Annotated in this window: 14 protein-coding genes; 5 read left to right on the top strand and 9 right to left on the bottom strand. The window is 54.7% G+C overall.

Annotated features, from left to right (window positions below):
- Positions 1 to 16 precede the first annotated feature (16 nt).
- Together H6507_07520 and H6507_07515 are read left to right on the top strand one after the other, a co-directional pair.
- Entirely contained in the window at positions 17 to 1,150 is a 1,134-nt protein-coding gene (locus H6507_07520; protein ID MCB9368936.1) for a T9SS type A sorting domain-containing protein, read from the top strand.
- Positions 1,151 to 1,340: 190 nt separating this feature from the next.
- Entirely contained in the window at positions 1,341 to 3,848 is a 2,508-nt protein-coding gene (locus tag H6507_07515; GenBank protein ID MCB9368935.1) for a S8 family serine peptidase, read from the top strand.
- A 63-nt stretch (positions 3,849 to 3,911) separates the two neighbouring features.
- On the opposite strand, the gene H6507_07510 is transcribed toward H6507_07515, so the two are convergent.
- Positions 3,912 to 6,647 (bottom strand): DUF2961 domain-containing protein, encoded by a 2,736-nt coding sequence (locus H6507_07510; protein ID MCB9368934.1) that lies wholly within the window; start codon positions 6,645 to 6,647, stop codon positions 3,912 to 3,914.
- A 175-nt stretch (positions 6,648 to 6,822) separates the two neighbouring features.
- On the opposite strand from H6507_07510, the gene H6507_07505 reads away from it, so the two are divergent.
- Genes H6507_07505 through H6507_07495 form a run of 3 tightly spaced genes read left to right on the top strand, consistent with a single transcriptional unit; the run spans position 6,823 to position 9,271 of the window.
- Positions 6,823 to 7,380 (top strand): YeeE/YedE family protein, encoded by a 558-nt coding sequence (locus tag H6507_07505; protein MCB9368933.1) that lies wholly within the window; start codon positions 6,823 to 6,825, stop codon positions 7,378 to 7,380.
- 1 nt (position 7,381) lies between these two features.
- A complete protein-coding gene (locus H6507_07500) occupies positions 7,382 to 7,831 on the top strand; it encodes a YeeE/YedE family protein (GenBank protein MCB9368932.1) in 450 nt (149 codons plus the stop codon).
- Positions 7,832 to 7,837: 6 nt separating this feature from the next.
- Positions 7,838 to 9,271, top strand: coding sequence for an MBL fold metallo-hydrolase (locus H6507_07495; protein MCB9368931.1), 1,434 nt, complete (start codon positions 7,838 to 7,840; stop codon positions 9,269 to 9,271).
- Positions 9,272 to 9,342: 71 nt separating this feature from the next.
- Here the strand turns inward: H6507_07495 and H6507_07490 are convergent, their stop codons facing one another.
- The 8 genes from H6507_07490 to H6507_07455 are packed head-to-tail and all read right to left on the bottom strand — an operon-like array spanning position 9,343 to position 17,555.
- Complete coding sequence (locus H6507_07490) at positions 9,343 to 10,026, bottom strand: sulfite exporter TauE/SafE family protein (protein ID MCB9368930.1); 684 nt, start codon at positions 10,024 to 10,026, stop codon at positions 9,343 to 9,345.
- A gap of 1 nt (position 10,027) precedes the next feature.
- Positions 10,028 to 10,534 (bottom strand): FixH family protein, encoded by a 507-nt coding sequence (locus H6507_07485; protein ID MCB9368929.1) that lies wholly within the window; start codon positions 10,532 to 10,534, stop codon positions 10,028 to 10,030.
- A gap of 21 nt (positions 10,535 to 10,555) precedes the next feature.
- Complete coding sequence (gene ccoG / locus H6507_07480) at positions 10,556 to 11,977, bottom strand: cytochrome c oxidase accessory protein CcoG (protein ID MCB9368928.1); 1,422 nt, start codon at positions 11,975 to 11,977, stop codon at positions 10,556 to 10,558.
- 35 nt (positions 11,978 to 12,012) lie between these two features.
- Positions 12,013 to 12,693: a c-type cytochrome gene (locus H6507_07475; GenBank protein MCB9368927.1), complete on the bottom strand. Its 681-nt coding sequence runs from the start codon at positions 12,691 to 12,693 to the stop codon at positions 12,013 to 12,015.
- Positions 12,690 to 12,896 (bottom strand): cbb3-type cytochrome c oxidase subunit 3, encoded by a 207-nt coding sequence (locus H6507_07470; protein MCB9368926.1) that lies wholly within the window; start codon positions 12,894 to 12,896, stop codon positions 12,690 to 12,692. The genes H6507_07475 and H6507_07470 overlap by 4 nt, the downstream gene beginning before the upstream one ends.
- Complete coding sequence (gene ccoN / locus H6507_07465; protein ID MCB9368925.1) at positions 12,896 to 15,025, bottom strand: cytochrome-c oxidase, cbb3-type subunit I; 2,130 nt, start codon at positions 15,023 to 15,025, stop codon at positions 12,896 to 12,898. Before ccoN ends, H6507_07470 begins: the two co-directional genes overlap by 1 nt.
- 5 nt (positions 15,026 to 15,030) lie before the next feature.
- Positions 15,031 to 15,198, bottom strand: coding sequence for a cbb3-type cytochrome oxidase assembly protein CcoS (gene ccoS / locus H6507_07460; protein MCB9368924.1), 168 nt, complete (start codon positions 15,196 to 15,198; stop codon positions 15,031 to 15,033).
- On the bottom strand, positions 15,195 to 17,555 hold the full coding sequence (locus H6507_07455) for a heavy metal translocating P-type ATPase metal-binding domain-containing protein (protein MCB9368923.1): 2,361 nt from the start codon (positions 17,553 to 17,555) through the stop codon (positions 15,195 to 15,197). The genes ccoS and H6507_07455 overlap by 4 nt, the downstream gene beginning before the upstream one ends.
- Positions 17,556 to 17,566: the final 11 nt, after the last annotated feature.

The following is a 17,566-nucleotide window of genomic DNA, read 5'->3' as shown; positions in this document are numbered from 1 at the left end:
CTTCAATCAGATTGACATGGGAACCGGAGAGGACCTGTTGGGAATCCCCGGCGGGTTTGCCACAGACCCTGCATTCACGATCTCAACAACCACTCCCACGCCGTCGAAGTATTTTGTTACGGTCACCCGCGACAATGTCCTCTGGACTTCCGCCGTGTTTACTATTGTGAATGGTCTGAGCGAAATAGTCGTCGACGGCTGGACATGTGAGTCGCTTGTCGACACCTGTTCGGCCGTGTTGGAAATTCCGGAGGAGCAGTTTGACGTTGACCAGAACAACCACAACCACCTCACTACTTCTGTCTGCATTTGGCTTTGTGCGAGTACCCCCAAATACTTGCTGGATGTTTACGACGTCCCTTTGACGGGTGATCCGTTCTTCTATGCTACATTGTCCTCAGGCTGCGGGCCCAATACAGCATGTAATTCGGATATTGAGTCGCCGGCTGCAGTTCCGTATTGGGAGAATGGTACGACGACTCTTGTTTTCACTTGGGCAGACCTCAATTCGCAATTCCCGATCTACACCGAGGTGGATGGCTGGGCGTGTCTTTATATCGATCTCGTGCTGCCCGTTGAGCAAGGAAGTTTTGATGCTGTTGCCGCGGACCGTTCCGTGAAATTGACATGGAACACTCTGTCTGAGACTAATTTGGATGGCTTCAATGTGATGCGCAAACTCGGAAACGATTCAGAGTTCGAGCTTATCGCGTCTGTTCAGGCAGAAAATAGTCCATCCGGGGCAAATTACGACTATGTTGACCACGAAGTGGCAAATGGAACAAGCTACACGTACACATTGTTCACTGTGAACCGCGACGGCTCGACACAAAACTGGGGCAGCGAAGTCACGGCGACACCCAATGCTTCGGCTGCCGTAATTACCGAGTATGCTCTCCACCAAAACTACCCCAACCCATTCAACTCGGTCACGAATTTCGTCTTCGACGTCGTGGAGCAGAATCCCGTAAGTCTGAAAATCTTTAACGTCAACGGAGAGCTGGTTGCGCAGCCTGTTGACGGCTTTTATTCGGTTGGCCGCCATACGATTTCCTACGATGCAAACACTCTTGCAACGGGTCTGTATTTCTATAGGTTGACCATCGGCAACACCTTTGTGGCCACAAGAAAGATGCTGTTGGTCAAGTAGGGAAAGCCAAATCATTGTTTTTCTAAAGGGGTGTCTCTGGCACCCCTTTTTTTTGTTCTGGATGATCCGGTCTGAAATTGTTGAGAATCTTCCCGTCTGTCCTTGCCTTGCCGCCAAATTGAGCGTAAATTTAGGTTTAAGTATCCTTGAAACGAGGATCAGTAGCACTGCGTAAATTAAGGTGAGCACCATGAAAATTTGGTTTAAGAATCTGAGTGTACTCGTTTGTCTGATTGCCGCCTCGTCGCTCTTTGCCGCGGAGTTTTCGCCCGCGCTGGACTTCGAGCTGGATAAGGCAGCCGCAAAAGACAAAGTCAGCGCTATCGTCATTTTAGAAAGTCCAATCGACATCATGGCGCTGGATTTTTCGCTGCATGCGCGCAAAGCGACTCTGGCCGAGCGCCACAGAGAAGTGATCGAGGCCTTGAAGTACAACGCCGCACAAACGCAGCCTGCCTTTCAGAGCGAGCTCGATGAATTGCAGCGAACCGGAGATCTGACGGGCTACACGGCCTATTGGATCGAAAACCTGTTTGTCATTCACGCGAGCAAGGATTTCATTGAATCATTGAGAAACCGCTCAGACGTAAAATACGTCACCGAAAACTTCAAAGCGGAGTTGATCGACCCCATCATCGGCGACGGCCGCGAACACCGCCGCAATCCGCTCGATACGGAAACAACTACTCCGGGTCAAGATGCGATTCGCGCGACGCAAGTTAACCGTGAATTGGGCATCACCGGCAACGGCGTCTTGGTTGCCAATTGCGATACCGGCGTCGATGGCTCACATCCTGCACTTGCCTCCCGTTGGCGTGGAACGGTTGCTCCCGCATCCGAATGCTGGCGTGACGCATTGGGCGGTGGAACCACTTTCCCGGTCGACAACAACAACCACGGCACGCACGTCATGGGTACAATCACCGGACGCGCGATCAGCGGTGCCGATACCATCACGGTCGGCTCTGCTCCCAATGCGATGTGGATTGCCGACAATGCAATTGATCAGGGTGTGAGCAGCAATTTCGACAACGACATTATTGACGCCTATCAGTGGTTCGCGGACCCGGACAACAATGTCAACACAATGGATGACGTCCCGGACGTAATTCAAAATAGCTGGGGTGTGAACACGAGCTTGGGCTATGTGCAGTGCTTTGATTTCTGGAATACCGTCGTGACCAATTGCGAAGCCGCAGGGCCCGTAATCACGTGGTCGGCTGGAAACGAAGGCACAAGCGGTTTGCGCAGTCCGGCTATCTATTCATTGAATGCTTATCAGATATTCTCCGTCGGTGCCGTGGATGCCACGAACTACAGCGCGCCGTATCCCATTGCCAGTTTCTCAAGCCGTGGTCCGACTCCTTGTACTCCGGCCGAACCCGACAACTTTAAGCCTGAAATCTGCGCTCCCGGCGTGGACGTCTATTCGTCCGTTCCCGGCGGCGGGTATAACGGTACGTATTCCGGTACATCTATGGCCGGTCCGCACGTCGCGGGGGTTGTGGCTCTCATGCGTGAGGCCTGCCCGGATTGTGACCACATGACCATCAAAGATGCGATCATGAATACGGCTATCGACTACGGTACTGCCGGTCAAGACAACATCTATGGCCACGGCTTTATTGATGCCTACGAAGCGGTCCTGTCTGTGTCGAACCTCGGCCGCATCGGCGGCAATGTCACCGACGGAACCGATCCGCTCGGCGGCGTTCGAGTGAGTATTCTTTCAGGTTCCAATCAAGTATTCACCGACGTGAACGGCGACTACTATTTGGCGCTGTCTGACGGCACATATGACGTCGTGTTTTCCAAGATCGGTTTCAGTCCCGATACGGTTTACGGCGTTTCAGTTGTGGTCGATGATACGACCATCGTCAATGCGCAACTTGTCGCACTGCAGCAAATCACTTTCTTGAACGAAGATTTTGAAACGGGCGGCGCGGGCTGGACGCACGATGCTCCGGCAGGTTGGGTCGATCAGTGGCATATCTCTACCGAGCGCGCGAATTCCGGAACGCAATCTTACAAGTGCGGTGATACGGGTACGGGAAACTACGCCGATTTGAGCGATGCGCGTTTGACGTCGCCCGTGTTGACGTCGCTTCCGCCGTTTGCACAAATCAGTTTCTCGACAGGAATTGAGTCCGAAGTTTCCAGCTTCTATGCGGACTCCGCTTATGACGGTGGCTGGATCGAAATTTCGGTGGATGCCGGTCCGTGGACGAACATCGTTCCCGTCGAGGGCTACAACAGAGCCACCCGCTACCAAGCCGGCGGCAGTAATCCATATACCGGCCCTGCACCGGGCGAACCTTGCCTTGCCGGTTCACTTGCGACGTGGATTAACTACACTCTCGATCTGTCGGCGTATGAAGGTTCCGACGTGCAGCTTCGCTTCCGCTTTGGGTCGGATGCAAACACCAACCGCGAGGGCTGGTATGTCGATGACATTTTTGGTTACGGATATGTCGACAACGTGCTCGAAGCTCCTTCGGGACTCACGATCCTCTATGACGGAGATACGGGCAATTTGAACTTTAACTGGCAAGGAAACTCGGCCAACTACAGGCTGTGGAGCGGACCGAGTTTCGACGGGCCATGGGATACGATTGAAGGCACAACGTCGAACACGTCTCTGACCATTCCAATTCCAGTCGGAGATGCTCGTTACTATGTTGTCACGGCGACAGATTAGTTCGGAGCTATTGCAAACGAAAAAAGCCCCCGAGTGTTCGGGGGCTTTTTGTTGAATGTCAAATCACTTCTGCTGAAGCATTCGCTTGCGGATTGAACTGGCCGGAAGGTTTGTTCCCAGCCGTGCCGCCACCGCAAACTCTACCGGACCATTTTGCAACGTCTCGCATGTCCACGAGGAGTCGCTGCCAAAAGTCTCCGCTTGCCAGACCCAAATCGTATCATCCGGAAGCGCGCTAAAGATGTCATAGGCAAACGGCACAATGGGATTGCCTTCCACGTCTTCGTTGACCGGACTCCAGTGCAACGTGATGCCGTTCGGAATCGGAACGATGCGCACATGTTCCACAGCTACCGGAGCAGGATCAGGTTCCGTCGCGACAAACAGCACTTGATCCAAAACGGCTTTCCAGCCAATCGACGAAGGATTAATCCCCACGGTCCGCATGGTCAGCAGGTTGTATCCCGGATTCAAAGTGTGTGTGCCGCCCCAAACCGTATCACTGCGGACCCAACTCTGGTAAAGTGTGTATTCGTACAGGTCATGTTCAACCAGGCTGCTCTCGCCGTTAATTTCCATCGTAACGATTGCGCCGTTGACCGTATTGCCGAAGAAGTACGCGGCCTGAAATGTTCCTCCAGAGGGCGCCCAAAACGGCAAATTTACGTAGCTGGTCGGTCCGTTACCGGTCAGCACGTAGCAGGCGATGCGCCCCCACGGAGCAGGGTCGTTGTGGCGAATCCAATCATAGCACCACTCTTCTTTGATGCGAGCTCCGCTCCAACTTGAGCGCAGTAAGACTTCCGGTTCGAGCCGTATCCAATTGCGAAAATGCAGCAGACTATCCGAAATCCCGTGTCCGGCGGCCTTCGTCGTGGCCGTAACCGGGTAATCACCTTCCACAAGTCCCAACGGTACTCGTATCTTTCCGTCAATTCGCCCGTGGCTATCCGCCGCAGGAGTCACTCCCACCCACGGACATGGAATTCCACCAATGGCAATGGTTGCGGTCTCGTCTTGCGGTAAGCCCTGCACCGTGATATCCAACGTGTCGCCAAAAAAAACTGCGTTGTCTATGTCCGTTCTGGTCGGAAGAAACCACACCGTGGGATTCCCGAAATGCCTCCAAGACGCAATGATCGTATCTAAACCGGAGTCCGTCATGACCATGATCGGATAGTCGCCCGGAGCCAATGAGTCCGGTGCGATGAACTCCGTATCAAAGACCGAATCGCCGTTTACCGACAACAACGCGCCGTCCGCCAAACCCAGCCACTCGTCTCCCATTTGTGTGCCGTAGATAGGCGAAAGCGGATCAAGTGATTTGCCGATGATGCGAAGCGTCTCGCCCGAGTGAGTCGCGTGGTCTCCGCTTGCGTCGACGGCCTTCCACTGCGGCCGTTCCACGTACGCAAATCCCATTGTGCGGTAGTGACCGCTCAGATTATTGAACCGACCGACTTCCGTGTCATATTTCAAATGAGTCGTAAACGGTACGGGATCGTTGTTGTGCCAACGATATGCCGCGGCGCTGTCCGCAAGGTAGGCCACGCAGCCGTGCAGGGGAAGCTGAGTATACACGGGAGTCCAGTAGCGTCCGCCTTTGAAATAGTCTTCCGTGCCCGTGCCATGCCACGTCGGCGTCGTTTCCCCGTCGATGAAGAACCGCTCGTCACCTTCCAACACGTGGTTGTCCGGCTGCTGCATGTCTTGAGTCGTACCGACGAAATTGCCCGCGCCCTCAAACTCCGCAATCAAATAGTTTTCCCAAAACCGAGTCGGGTTAGCCTCGCGGTATTGCCCCATTAATCTAAACGGCCCGACCTGCGACGACGTCCATTCCACGCGCGTAGAGAAAGGCTGTGGAACCGCCGTCTTGTTTTCAAACTCGATGCGCACTTCCTGGTAGGCCACGACAGGCAAGTTGAAGTACAAAGAATCCCCCAGCGAGCCCGTCACTGTCGACTGGTAGTTGTGCCAGCCCAGAGGCGACGCCATGGCTGCCGAGACGGGGCCTTCTATGTCAGGAATTGGATAGCCATCTGTATAAACTCTGATCCAGAAATTCTCAAAGACCGACTGTGTGCGGTTTTGAAGCACAAGCAAGATGCGCCGTGTCTGTCCGCTCAGAGCTTCGTCAAATGCGGTTACACGTTCGCCCGGATTCAAGACGGTCGCAAAATTGGACGCCGATTCCAACGGCACATAGATCGGAGTCTGCGGTGTCGACAACCGAGCCGAGAGTGAATCAAGTCTGGTCATGTAGTCCGTGCTGGGAGGCATCGTGAACGACTCAACAGGAGTACCCGGAGGGAACGTGATCACGGATACGTGATAATAAATATCACGCGCGTCGTTGTATGTAATCCGGATATGATCCTGAAATGGGATCGGCACGTAAGAGTAGTAACCTCCCGAAGAGCTGTCCGCCGCCGGAGGCAAAAACGGACTCATCAGTCCAAAGGGATACACGAGCGGTGTGTCAATCAGAGCGTTTGTGGTATCGTCAACAAACAACCTCCAGCGCCACGCTGATGTTTGTAAATCCTGCGTCCACCACATGTCTGTGACGACTCCCGGTCCTTCGACGTCTGCAAGAATCTGGTTGCCGAACTGGTCCGGGCCATAATAAAAGCCCAAGTCACTATTGCTGCCATTTCGAGACCAACTCGAGAAGTGATGGATCTGGGCATCCAACGGCCAAGATAGCCGCTCAGGATGAAGCATATAGTCCCAATAAGGCTGACCCCAAGCACAGAACAGCGGAGTCAGCAGAAACACGATTCGCAGGAAGTTCATAGTCATTTGGCTTGGTTGGCGTATCATAAAAGATAACTCCGTGTCATCGTGAAAACAAACATACAATCCCAAAAACACGATTTGAGCCGTTGTATGTCTGGCTGGAAAGTCGTAACATTACTAACCTCATTCACTTTTCAAGCCTTGTTTTTATTGATTTTAATGTTCCGCTAACATGGAGTTTCTTTTTGCACCCTGGCCGTGGTACGTCTGCGGGCCGCTAATTGGCCTCACCGTGCCTCTGTTGCTTCTGCTGGGCGGAAAGACATTCGGCATTTCCAGCAGCTTACGGCACATCTGCGCTGCCACGTACCCCAAGGGGATTGAATATCTCTCCTACAATTGGCGGGAACGCGGCCATTGGCTGCTGTTGTTCGTAGCCGGGCTATTGATCGGCGGATGGATCGGCGGCAACTTGCTTCGTCCTGAAAACTCGGTGGAAATATCGAATGAGACTGTAACCGACTTGGCTAAACTTGGAATTGCCGATATTCAAGGACTGGCACCGGCGTCCTTGTTTAGCTGGCACGCGCTCGTGTCGTGGCCGGGTGTATTCTTTCTGATATTCGGCGGCTTTATGGTGGGCTTTGGGGCGCGGTGGGCAAACGGTTGCACTTCCGGTCACAGCATCTTGGGCATCGCGAACTTCCAATGGAATTCGCTTCTTGCCACCGGCGGCTTCTTCATCGGCGGACTCTTTACTACTTTTGTGATCTTGCCGCTTCTTTTCTGACATGCAAATCTCTTCGCATACACCTCTCACCGCTCGCGACAAACTTGTTTTCATCCTGCTCGGAGTTTACTTCGGGATTGTGATTTCCAAATCTGAAGCAATTTCGTGGTTTCGCATTCAGGAGATGTTCCGCTTTCAATCCTTTTACATGTATGGCTTGTTAATATCCGCGATTCTCACGGCGGCTATCAGCCTGAAGATTCTTCGCAGCCTCAATTTGAAAGACATCAGTGGCCGCGAAATTGTTGTCGAAGAAAAAGACAAGACCGTTTGGAAAAGTTATCTATTCGGGGGACTGTGCTTTGGAGTCGGCTGGGCATTGACAGGTGCTTGCCCCGGCCCGCTCTACACTTTGATCGGCACAGGAATGACTGTTATGATTGTACCGCTGTTTTTCGCCCTCGTCGGAGCTTGGACCTACGGTTACTTGAAACCCAAACTACCGCACTAAGGCCGTATGTTTTTCCGTCAAATTGAAGACCCGTATCTTGCGCAGTATGCTTACCTAATCGGTTGTCAAGAAACCGGCGAGGCGCTGTTGATCGATCCCGAACGGGATATTGACCGCTACGTCGAAATCGCGCTGCGCAATAATTTGAAAATCGTGGCTGTAGCCGAAACCCATATTCACGCCGACTTCGTCAGCGGCACGCGCGAGTTTGGGAACAACTACCCCGTGCGAGTCTATCTTTCCGGTGAGGGCGGCGACGACTGGCAGTATACATGGGAGCCCAAGGAGCCCGCGAAGCTCTTCCGGGTCAAACACGGCGACGTTTTTCACGTCGGGAATATCGAATTCGAAGTCGTTCACACCCCCGGCCACACGCCCGAACATATTTGTTTCATGATCACCGATCGCGGGGCAGGTGCTGAATATCCTATTGGAATAATCAGCGGCGATTTCGTGTTTGTCGGAGACGTCGGCAGGCCCGACTTGCTCGAATCCGCAGCCGGTGAAGCGGGCGCAAAAGAACCCGCCGCACACGAACTCTACAGATCATTGCTCGAGTTCTTCCAGTTCCCGGATTACTTGCAGGTTTGGCCCGGCCACGGAGCAGGGTCAGCCTGCGGAAAAGCACTCGGGTCGATTCCCGATACGACAGTCGGATACGAACGCCGCGTCAATCCAAGTTTGCTTGCGGCACAGAGTGGGGAAGAGAAGTTCGTCCACGAGATTCTGCACGGCCAGCCCGAACCGCCGCTGTATTTCGCGCAAATGAAAAAGTGGAACAAGCAGGGGCCGCCGCTGTTGCCTTCGGAATTCAAACTTCAGTCCATTGCTCCGGGAAGATTGCCGATTCTCGCCTCCGATTCCAGTGTCGTGATCGTGGACACGCGGCTCGATCGCGACGCCTTTTTTGATGGCCATATTCCCGGCAGCTTGTGGATTCCACTTACCAAGAGTTTTCCTTCTTATGCCGGTTCCTTGATTTCCGCGGGGCAAAAGATCGTGGTGGTATGTCACGACATGCAAGCTGAGCTGGCGGTACGCTTGCTTTGGCGGGTCGGTTTGGACAATATCCTCGGATTTGTCCGCACCAAAGAATATGAAACGTGGATCAAGAAATTCAACCCCAAGCTCACGAAACTCGAAACGGTCACGTTTCGTGACGTGCTGTCCAATCGGAGCGGTGAGTTCATGCTCGACGTGCGTGGTGAAAGCGAATTTGATGAACTCCGCTTGCCCGACTCCGTCTTGATTCCACACACCAGAATTCTGAGCAGGCTGACCGAAATCCCCAGAGACCGCCGCGTTGTGGTCTATTGCTCGGCGGGTGTGCGTTCGTCGGCGGTCGCGTCGCTGCTCTCAAGATTGAAATACGACGTGGTCGCAATCGCTGAAGGAATTGAAGCTGCGGGCGAACATCTCGTGGTCCCTGAACATCATTAGGTTTTATCTGTTTGTAAGACGTAAAAAGGGTCAGGCTGTTGCCTGACCCTTTTGATTTGCTCTTGAAAATATTAGTGTCCGCCGCAGCAGGGGGGAGGACCGTGATCGGCCGCAAGTCCGGCCATTCCGCGCCACAAAAGTACGATGGCCGTAATTGCTATCAATGCGCTTGCGGCAACGTTGCCGTAGCGGCTGAACCTCGCGGGAATACGTTTGATCAGTGCGCCCAATCCCAGCAGCGCGGGCATAGTTCCGATTCCGAAGGCTTGCATGATCAACATGCCATTCACAGGTGTCGATGCCGCGGCAGATCGAGCGACCATCGCATACAACACTCCACATGGCAAAAATGCCGCCGCCAGTCCCAATCCCGGAGACATCAATTTCCCCCATCGCAGCGCGCGCTTGGACATCGCCACGGAGATTTTTGCTAAGAATCCGCCCGACGTCGGCAAAACATACGCGAGGATCAGCGCAACAATCATCAAGACTCCGCCGACGATCGACACCCACGCGGTCGCCTTTTGCAGTCCCGTTTGATCCATAAAGATGGCACCCAGTGAAGCTGCTGCCAATCCCAACAAGGAGTATGAGACCAGTTTCCCCAATGAAAATCCCAGCGGAGCCCACGCGCCGCCCGTCATTTTGGAGCGGCAACCCAATGTCGCCAACGGGCCGCACATGCCGATGCAGTGCGCGGAACTTAAGAGTCCCACCACGAATGCCGGCACAATGTCAACTGCAAACGAGTTCATGTCAGTTCACGAAAAAGGAAATCCGGTCTTTGTAGTGTTTCTCGCCTTTGTTCAAGTCCGCGACGCATTCCCAAGCTCCGCGCAACAGCGGGTCTTCGGTCTTTACGGCGTAGCGGCCCGCACCCATGGCAAGAATTTGCTTGGCTTCTTGATCGAGATGCTTGTTCGACGGACGATAAAGGCTGCATGTGCCAATCACGGAATCACAAGGCAAACCCGCAGCGTCGATCACGGTCAGCATCACCAGGGAATTATCCTCCGTCACCATGTCTGCCGTGACCTTCCAACCCGTGCGTACGGTCGCCTGCTTTTCATTCACGACTTCGCGCAAGTTGGCGCCCTTCTCGTAGTAATGCTCCGTCATCAGTTCCGGCGGATGCTTCACGGCAATCGTCGCGACCGCGACGTTGAACGCGACCGTTGCCGTCAAAAACGCGACGATAATCATCGGCCACAAATTCTCGTCAAGGTACTTCTGAAATTTCGAACGTGTCTTTTCTTCAGCCATGCTCTGGCCCCTTCGCATTCATCAATTTCCCCGGTAAACCGGCCCTAAGAACTTCGCGGTCGCCGTGCCGATTTCTTCAGCTCCGTCCATGAGCTTGAATTCCATCGGCGTCGCCGCCGCCTTGATTTGCTCCTTCGGTACCATGACGAAGGCTTCGGCCTTGATGCGTTCGCCGGGCGCAATCTCAAACGGTTCGCCCAAAACCATCAACTCAGCCGGAATTGGCGATTCCAACTTAACCGTTACGGTTCGCGTGCGCGCGTCCGTATTGGTCAAGTGCATTTGCAGCATGTTGCGTACAAGTCCGTCGTCCTGCACGAGGTACGGCGTGCCCGCTGAACGCACCACGGCGAAATCCACGATCTCCCGCGAAGAAAGCCGAAGCACGAACATCGTTCCGATCAACACGAATATCACCGTGTAAAGAATCGTACGCGCGCGGAACAGCTTGCGTGTCTTGTGTTCGATTCCGGCCACCGAGTCGTAACGAATCAATCCCGTCGGACGGCCGATTTTCTCCATCACCGTGTCGCACGCGTCGATACACGCCGTGCACTGAATACACTCAAGCTGTAATCCATTGCGAATGTCGATTCCCGCCGGACAAACCTGAACGCACCGGCTGCATGCGATACAATCGCCCTTTTGAGTCGTATCGTTCGGACGCATGTGGCCGCGCGGCTCCCCGCGTGACTCGTCGTATCCGATGATCAAACTGTGCTCGTCGAGGAACACAGATTGAATTCTCGCATACGGACAAAGGAAGTGACAGAACTGCTCCCGGAACCACGCAAAATTGAAATACGTGAGCGCCGTGATCACGACCGCCACGGTCATCGCCGTCGGATGCGCCTTCCCAAAAGTCCAAAACATCTCGTACGATGCCTGCGGTCCGATGAAGTAGGCCGTGAAGCTCAAACTCATCGCAGTCGCAATCATCCAGAAGATGCCGTGCTTGGCGATCTTCTTTGTCCAATACGCGTCGTCGTGCGGGCCGTCATCGAGAGCTTTTCTCTGGCGGGGATTACCTTCAAGCCAGCGTTCAACCCGATAGAACACACCCTCCAAATACACCGTCTGAGGGCATGCCCAGCCACACCAGAGCCTGCCGAACATCGCCGAAAACCAGAACAAAGCCAGCACCGAAAGCACGAGCAGCAGCGCAAGCAAGTATAAGTCTGTCGCCAAGAACGTATGTCCGAAAAACGAGAACCGGCGGCTGACCAAATCAAACAATATGAACGGTTGTCCTTTGATCGAAATCCACGGAGCAACCAAGTAAAATACGATCAGCACCGCGATGACGATTTGCCGCCGCGACGCCCACTTGCCTTTTACGATGTCCTGATAGACCCACTTGCGCTTGCCTGACGTGCCGATCGTCGAGCTCGTGTTCGGCATGTGAGGTGCGTCTATGACAGGCAATTCACTTTTCTTATCCAAGCTATTCCCTTTCGTCCCCCCGAAACGAAAATTGTTTACATAGTTGCGCCGGCGCCGGCCGCGGTCGAATCCGCCGCTGCCGCCGTGCTGTCCGTCGCGGCCTCTTCCTTCGGTGCACGGATCGACGCCATGTCGTAGGGCTCGCCTTCAGCTTTCTTGCCGGCCGTCGGCGGAGGAGTCTCCCACAGCGTCATCACGTAAGCGGCGATCATCTTGATCTTGCGGTCACCCAAAATCGGGCCCCAAGTCGGCATGCCTTTCGCCGCGACACCATTTGTAATCGTTGCCACGATATTTTCTTCGTACGGACCGTGAATCCAATAGTTGTCCGTCAAGTTCGGGCCGATACCGCCTTCGCCGAAGTTCCCGTGACACGAAACACAAAAGGTCCCGAAATACTTCTTCCCGGCGGCCACGGGATCCTTGTCGTAAAAACCCGATGCCACAAGCTCGGCTTCGCGCTGCTCGGCCACAAGCGCCGCTTGTGCGATGTCGCTCGCCAAAAAGTACTTCGGCAGCAAATCAAACATGTGTACCACCGGTAAATACACGACCGCGAACACGATCGTGATCAGGAAGAGCTGAACCCACCACTTCGGCAGCGGGTTGTCCGCCTCCATAATACCGTCGTATTCGTGGTCCAGCAACTCTTGATCCGGAATAAAATCTCCCGGCAAAAGCTCTTCCGGCTTGTCTTTCTTTTCCATATCGGTCATGAGGAAGTTCCTCTCGTGGAATGCGAATGATTTAGTTGCTCGTCATCTTCGTCATGAAGCGGAATGTTGCTTTCCTCTTCAAAACGATTCTTCCTTCCCGAAAGTGTCCAGATCAGCACCGCCGCAAACGCGACGAACATGATGATCAGGGAGACGATCGGCCAAATGCCGTGGTTTGCGTTGGTTAGAATATCGCGAAGCATCAGTTTCCTGCCAACAGTTGCACCGGCTGCTTGCCGAGGCGCTGAAGGTAAGAAATGACTGCGACGATTTCCTTGTCTTCCATACCCGTGATGCCTTCCGCCGCAAGACGCGCGCCGATTTGCTCGGCTTGCGAACGCATCGACTCTTGCGCACCTTCAATGTCGCTCGTCGTATAGGGAGTTCCCAATGTAACTTGCGCGCGCATCTTCGCCTCGATGTCCGACGTCTTCAGCTCGCTTTCTGCCAACCAAGAATAGGGCGGCATAATCGAACCCGGCGACGTCGAACGCGGATCCATGAAGTGCAAATAGTGCCAGTGATCCGGGTACTTTCCGCCTACTCTCGCAAGGTCCGGACCGATACGGCGAGAACCCCACTGGAACGGATGGTCGTACTGGAATTCACCCGGTTTCGAATATTCGCCGTACCGCAATACTTCGTCACGCAGCGGGCGAATCATCTGCGAGTGGCAATTGTAGCAGCCCTCGCGTACGTAAATATCGCGGCCCGCGAGTTCGAGCGGCGTATAAGGCACAGCCGCCGCGGCATGCATCGGAACATAACTCTTCGGCATCAACAACGGTCCGATTTCCACAATTCCGCCAATCGTCACCAACACCGTCACGAACATCGCAAACGAAAACGGCTTGCCTTCGATGAAATGGTGCCAGTACGTCTTCGAAGAATACGTTGCTGGCTTCAATCCCGCCAAGGACGGCGCCGTCACTTCTTCGTCCACCTTCTCCGCGCCGCGCACCGTGCGAATTACGTTGTAGCACATCAAGAGAATACCCGTCAAATAGAGCACGCCGCCCAACACGCGAGTGTAGTAGAACGGCAATATCCTCTGTGTCGTCTCAACAAAGTTCGGATACTGCAGCAAACCGTCCGCGTCGAACGCGCGCCACATCAAACCCTGCATAATGCCAGCCGTCCAGATCGGAACGATGTAAAGCAAAATTCCGATCGTCGATATCCAGAAGTGCGTCGTCGCAAGTTCCTTCGAATAAAGCTCCGTCTTCCACAGCTTCGGAATCAGATAATAGAACATACCAAAGACCATGAAGCCGACCCAGCCCAACGCGCCGCCGTGAACGTGCGCGACCGTATAGTCCGTGTAGTGCGTCAGCGAATTGATGGCCTTGATCGACATCATCGGGCCTTCGAACGTCGACATTCCGTAGAACGTCACCGAGAGCACGAAGAACTTCAAAATCGGATCCTGACGAACCTTGTTCCACGCGCCGCGCAGAGTCAGGAGTCCGTTCAACATGCCGCCCCACGACGGCGCGATCAGCATGATGCTGAATACCGCACCCAGTGTTTGTGCCCAGTCCGGAAGAGCCGTATAGTGCAAGTGGTGCGGGCCAGCCCATATGTAAAGAAAGACCAGAGCCCAGAAGTGAATAATCGAAAGCCGGTAACTGTAGACCGGACGGTTCGCAGCCTTGGGCAGGAAGTAGTACATCATTCCCAAGAACGGAGTCGTCAACAGAAATCCTACGGCATTATGCCCGTACCACCACTGCACCAACGCATCCTGAACGCCCGCGAACACTGAGTAGCTCTTCAAAAACGTCGCGGGAACCGCCAAGCTGTTCACGATGTGCAGCATCGCGATCGTTATGATCGTCGCGATGTAAAACCAGATGCCCACGTACAAGTGGCGCTCCCGGCGCTTGGCAATCGTTCCGAAAAAGTTGATCGCGAACACCACCCAAACCAGCGCGATCAATATGTCAATCGGCCACTCGAGTTCCGCGTACTCTTTCGAAGTCGAAATACCCAACGGCAGCGTCACAGCCGCTAAAACAATGATGATCTGCCAGCCCCAGAAATGTATTCGCGACAGCGTGTCGCTGAACATCCTCGCTTTCAAGAGCCGTTGCGTCGAGTAATACACGCCCGCGAATATCGCATTGCCGGCAAACGCGAAAATTACCGCGTTTGTGTGCAGCGGACGAAGTCGCCCGAACGTCAGCCAAGACGTTTCAAAGTTCAGCTGCCAGAAGGCAAGCTGCGCCGCTACGATCACGCCCACAAGCATACCCACGACACCCCAAAGCAGGGTGACTATGGTAAACTTGCGAACGATATCGTAGTCATAGCGAAAGGTTTCCATCGCCATAGAGTCTACTTCCCGTCTTTATCTTTAGTTGTTTCGTTGTCGTCAAACAAAATCCGGTGTGCCGGGCTTTCCAAATCGTCGAATTGCCCTCCGCGAACTGCCCACAAATAGAATCCTACAAAGACCAATATGAACAGCACCGCGAATCCCATCAGCCAATAAATGATATTCATGGCTTCGAGCCTCGAACGGCAAGTGTCAGGACAGTAATCGAAGACGCGGGCATCAAGAGCGCCGCAAGCAAAGGTGAAACCAAGCCCGCCATCGCCAGCCCCGCGCCAATTGCATTGTAACAGATCGCGATCACCACGTTGCGGCGGATTGTCCGCATCGTGTTCGTCGAAAGAGATACCAATTCAGCAAATGCGATCGGACCGCGCCGAGAAACAAACACGTCCGCGGCACTTCGCGCTATGTCTGCCGCTTCCGCCGCCGACACTCCCACCGTCGCCCGCGACAGCGCCGCCGCGTCATTCACTCCGTCGCCGAACATCGCCGTGTGTGTGCCGCTGGCTTCGAGTTCCGCAACTCTGGCGAGCTTATCTTCCGGTGTCACGTCTCCGCGAGCCGATACTATTCCCAGAGCTCCGGCCACCCGCGCCACTTCCGCCGCGCGATCGCCACTCAGAAGTTCAACCGCTATCTTTCGTTTGCGCAATGCATCGACTGCGTGCTGCGCGTCTTTGCTGATCGGATCGGCCACTAAAAGACACGCGACGATCTTTCCGTTGCGCGCCACGAACACATTCCCGTCGCAATCCGCCGACAAGGCGCCATCGAGACATTCCATGTCGCGCAGAAATCTCCTCGAACCCACTGCGAGTCTGTCGCCCGCAACGGAGCCGGAAATTCCCTGAGCATGAACCACTACGTCGCTGACGTCAAAGTCTGGCGACTCAATCCGCTTCAGCGCCTGCCCCACCGGATGCGTCGAATAAGACTCAAGCACGGCAACCTGCGCCATCAACTTGTCCTGTTCACACGGAGTCAAATCCCGCGCAAACTTTGAGGCCACAAGTTCGGTCTTTCCCGAGGTCAAAGTTCCCGTCTTGTCCAACAGAGCATGCCGGACCGTCGATGCGCGTTCCAGCGCGTCGGAAGTCTTGATGTAGATCCCCCGCTTCGCCGCGCGGCCCATTGCAATCGACAATGCAACCGGAGTTGCCAGCCCCAGAGCACAAGGGCACGTAATCACCAACAGCGCCGCGACGTTCCACGGAACTCTCGCAGGATCAATCTGCCACCAGATGATCGCCGTGACCGCAGCAAGCGTCAGAACAGTCGCCACAAAATACCCGGCGATCTTGTCATGCAATTTGACGATCGGGGCCCGCGACGCCGCAGCTTTGCGGATCATTTCCGAAAACTGCGCAAGTCTTGTAAATGCTCCCACCGCGGTCGCCTGAAGTCTCAGCGGTACCGACACAACCTGCGATCCGGCATAGACCGTCGCGCCAATCTCTTTCCACACTGAGTCGGATTCTCCGCTCAAATGAGCTTCCGTCACCCATCCGCCTTGCAGAGCCACTCCATCCACCGCCACGACGTCGCCCGGCAAGAACAGCAGAGCATCTCCTGCATCGGCCGCCGCAAGCTCAATCTCTTCAACTTTGCCGTTGGTCTCGCGCCGCACACGACGCGGCGCTTGCTCCATCAACGACTCCGCCGAGTCCGCCGCGCGGGCCGTCGCTCGACTGAGCAGCATTCTGCCCACCAACAGCAAAAAGATTAGTATCGAAAGAGTGTCAAAGTACACTTCGCCGCGTGACTGAACGGTCGCCGCGACACTGACGGACATCGCCGCCAAAATTCCCAAACTGATCGGCAAATCCATGTGCAGCATTCCGGCGCGCAATCCCGAAATCGCGCCCCGGTAAAACGGCAGGGCAGAGTAGAGCACCGCCGGCAAGGCAAGTCCAAAACTTACCCAGCGGAAAAGATTCGCCAAATCCGTATCTATTCCGGTGAATTCCCCTGCATAGAGGGCCGCCGCCAGAAGCATGATGTTCCCCGCCACAGCTCCGGCAACTCCCATCCGCAACAGCAAGCTCCGAGTTTCCTTCTTTCGCGCCTGGGCGACGCTATCCTCGACAAGCGGATGGGGGGTGTATCCAAATCGATCCAATGCCCGCGCAAACTTTGAAAGCCGCGCGTGAACAGGATCAAAGACGATCTCGACAATGTTGCGGCCCATATCCAATTGCGCATAGGCCGCGCCTTCACGTTCCAACAGAACTTTCTCGACCAGCCACGAACAAGCCGCGCAGTGCACGCCTTCCAGATAAAACCTCACCGACAGCAACCCTTCAGAGCGCGGCTCGGCGTAACGTTTCAAGAACTCCGGATCGTCAAAATAGTCGAAGGCCTTCCCCGAAACCCGCGCCGGACCGGTCTTCTCCGCGCCGAGCCTGTCGCGCATCGCGTAATATTCATCCAGATCCGACTCGTGCAGAATCGCATATACCGCCTCGCAGCCAGCACAGCAAAAAGCATCTCCAGACTCAACTTGACGGGCAGGAGGGACAGGCAATGAACAGTGCG

Source organism: Calditrichota bacterium (assembly GCA_020637445.1).
Classification (GTDB): Bacteria; Electryoneota; RPQS01; order RPQS01; family RPQS01; genus JABWCQ01.
Note: the sequence above shows the minus strand (reverse complement) of the source record. Positions and strands in the feature narration are given on the sequence as shown.

Bases quoted from the DNA above. Each gene is read 5' to 3' on its own strand.
- H6507_07470 (MCB9368926.1), bottom strand. From the start codon at position 12,896: ATGCTTCGCGATATTCTAACCAACGCAAACCACGGCATTTGGCCGATC.
- H6507_07490 (MCB9368930.1), bottom strand. From the start codon at position 10,026: ATGAACTCGTTTGCAGTTGACATTGTGCCGGCATTCGTGGTGGGACTC.
- ccoS (MCB9368924.1), bottom strand. From the start codon at position 15,198: ATGAATATCATTTATTGGCTGATGGGATTCGCGGTGCTGTTCATATTG.
- H6507_07520 (MCB9368936.1), top strand. From the start codon at position 17: ATGGGAACCGGAGAGGACCTGTTGGGAATCCCCGGCGGGTTTGCCACA.
- H6507_07510 (MCB9368934.1), bottom strand. From the start codon at position 6,647: ATGAACTTCCTGCGAATCGTGTTTCTGCTGACTCCGCTGTTCTGTGCT.
- ccoN (MCB9368925.1), bottom strand. From the start codon at position 15,025: ATGGCGATGGAAACCTTTCGCTATGACTACGATATCGTTCGCAAGTTT.
- H6507_07475 (MCB9368927.1), bottom strand. From the start codon at position 12,693: ATGACCGATATGGAAAAGAAAGACAAGCCGGAAGAGCTTTTGCCGGGA.
- H6507_07485 (MCB9368929.1), bottom strand. From the start codon at position 10,534: ATGGCTGAAGAAAAGACACGTTCGAAATTTCAGAAGTACCTTGACGAG.
- H6507_07495 (MCB9368931.1), top strand. From the start codon at position 7,838: ATGTTTTTCCGTCAAATTGAAGACCCGTATCTTGCGCAGTATGCTTAC.
- H6507_07505 (MCB9368933.1), top strand. From the start codon at position 6,823: ATGGAGTTTCTTTTTGCACCCTGGCCGTGGTACGTCTGCGGGCCGCTA.
- H6507_07500 (MCB9368932.1), top strand. From the start codon at position 7,382: ATGCAAATCTCTTCGCATACACCTCTCACCGCTCGCGACAAACTTGTT.
- H6507_07515 (MCB9368935.1), top strand. From the start codon at position 1,341: ATGAAAATTTGGTTTAAGAATCTGAGTGTACTCGTTTGTCTGATTGCC.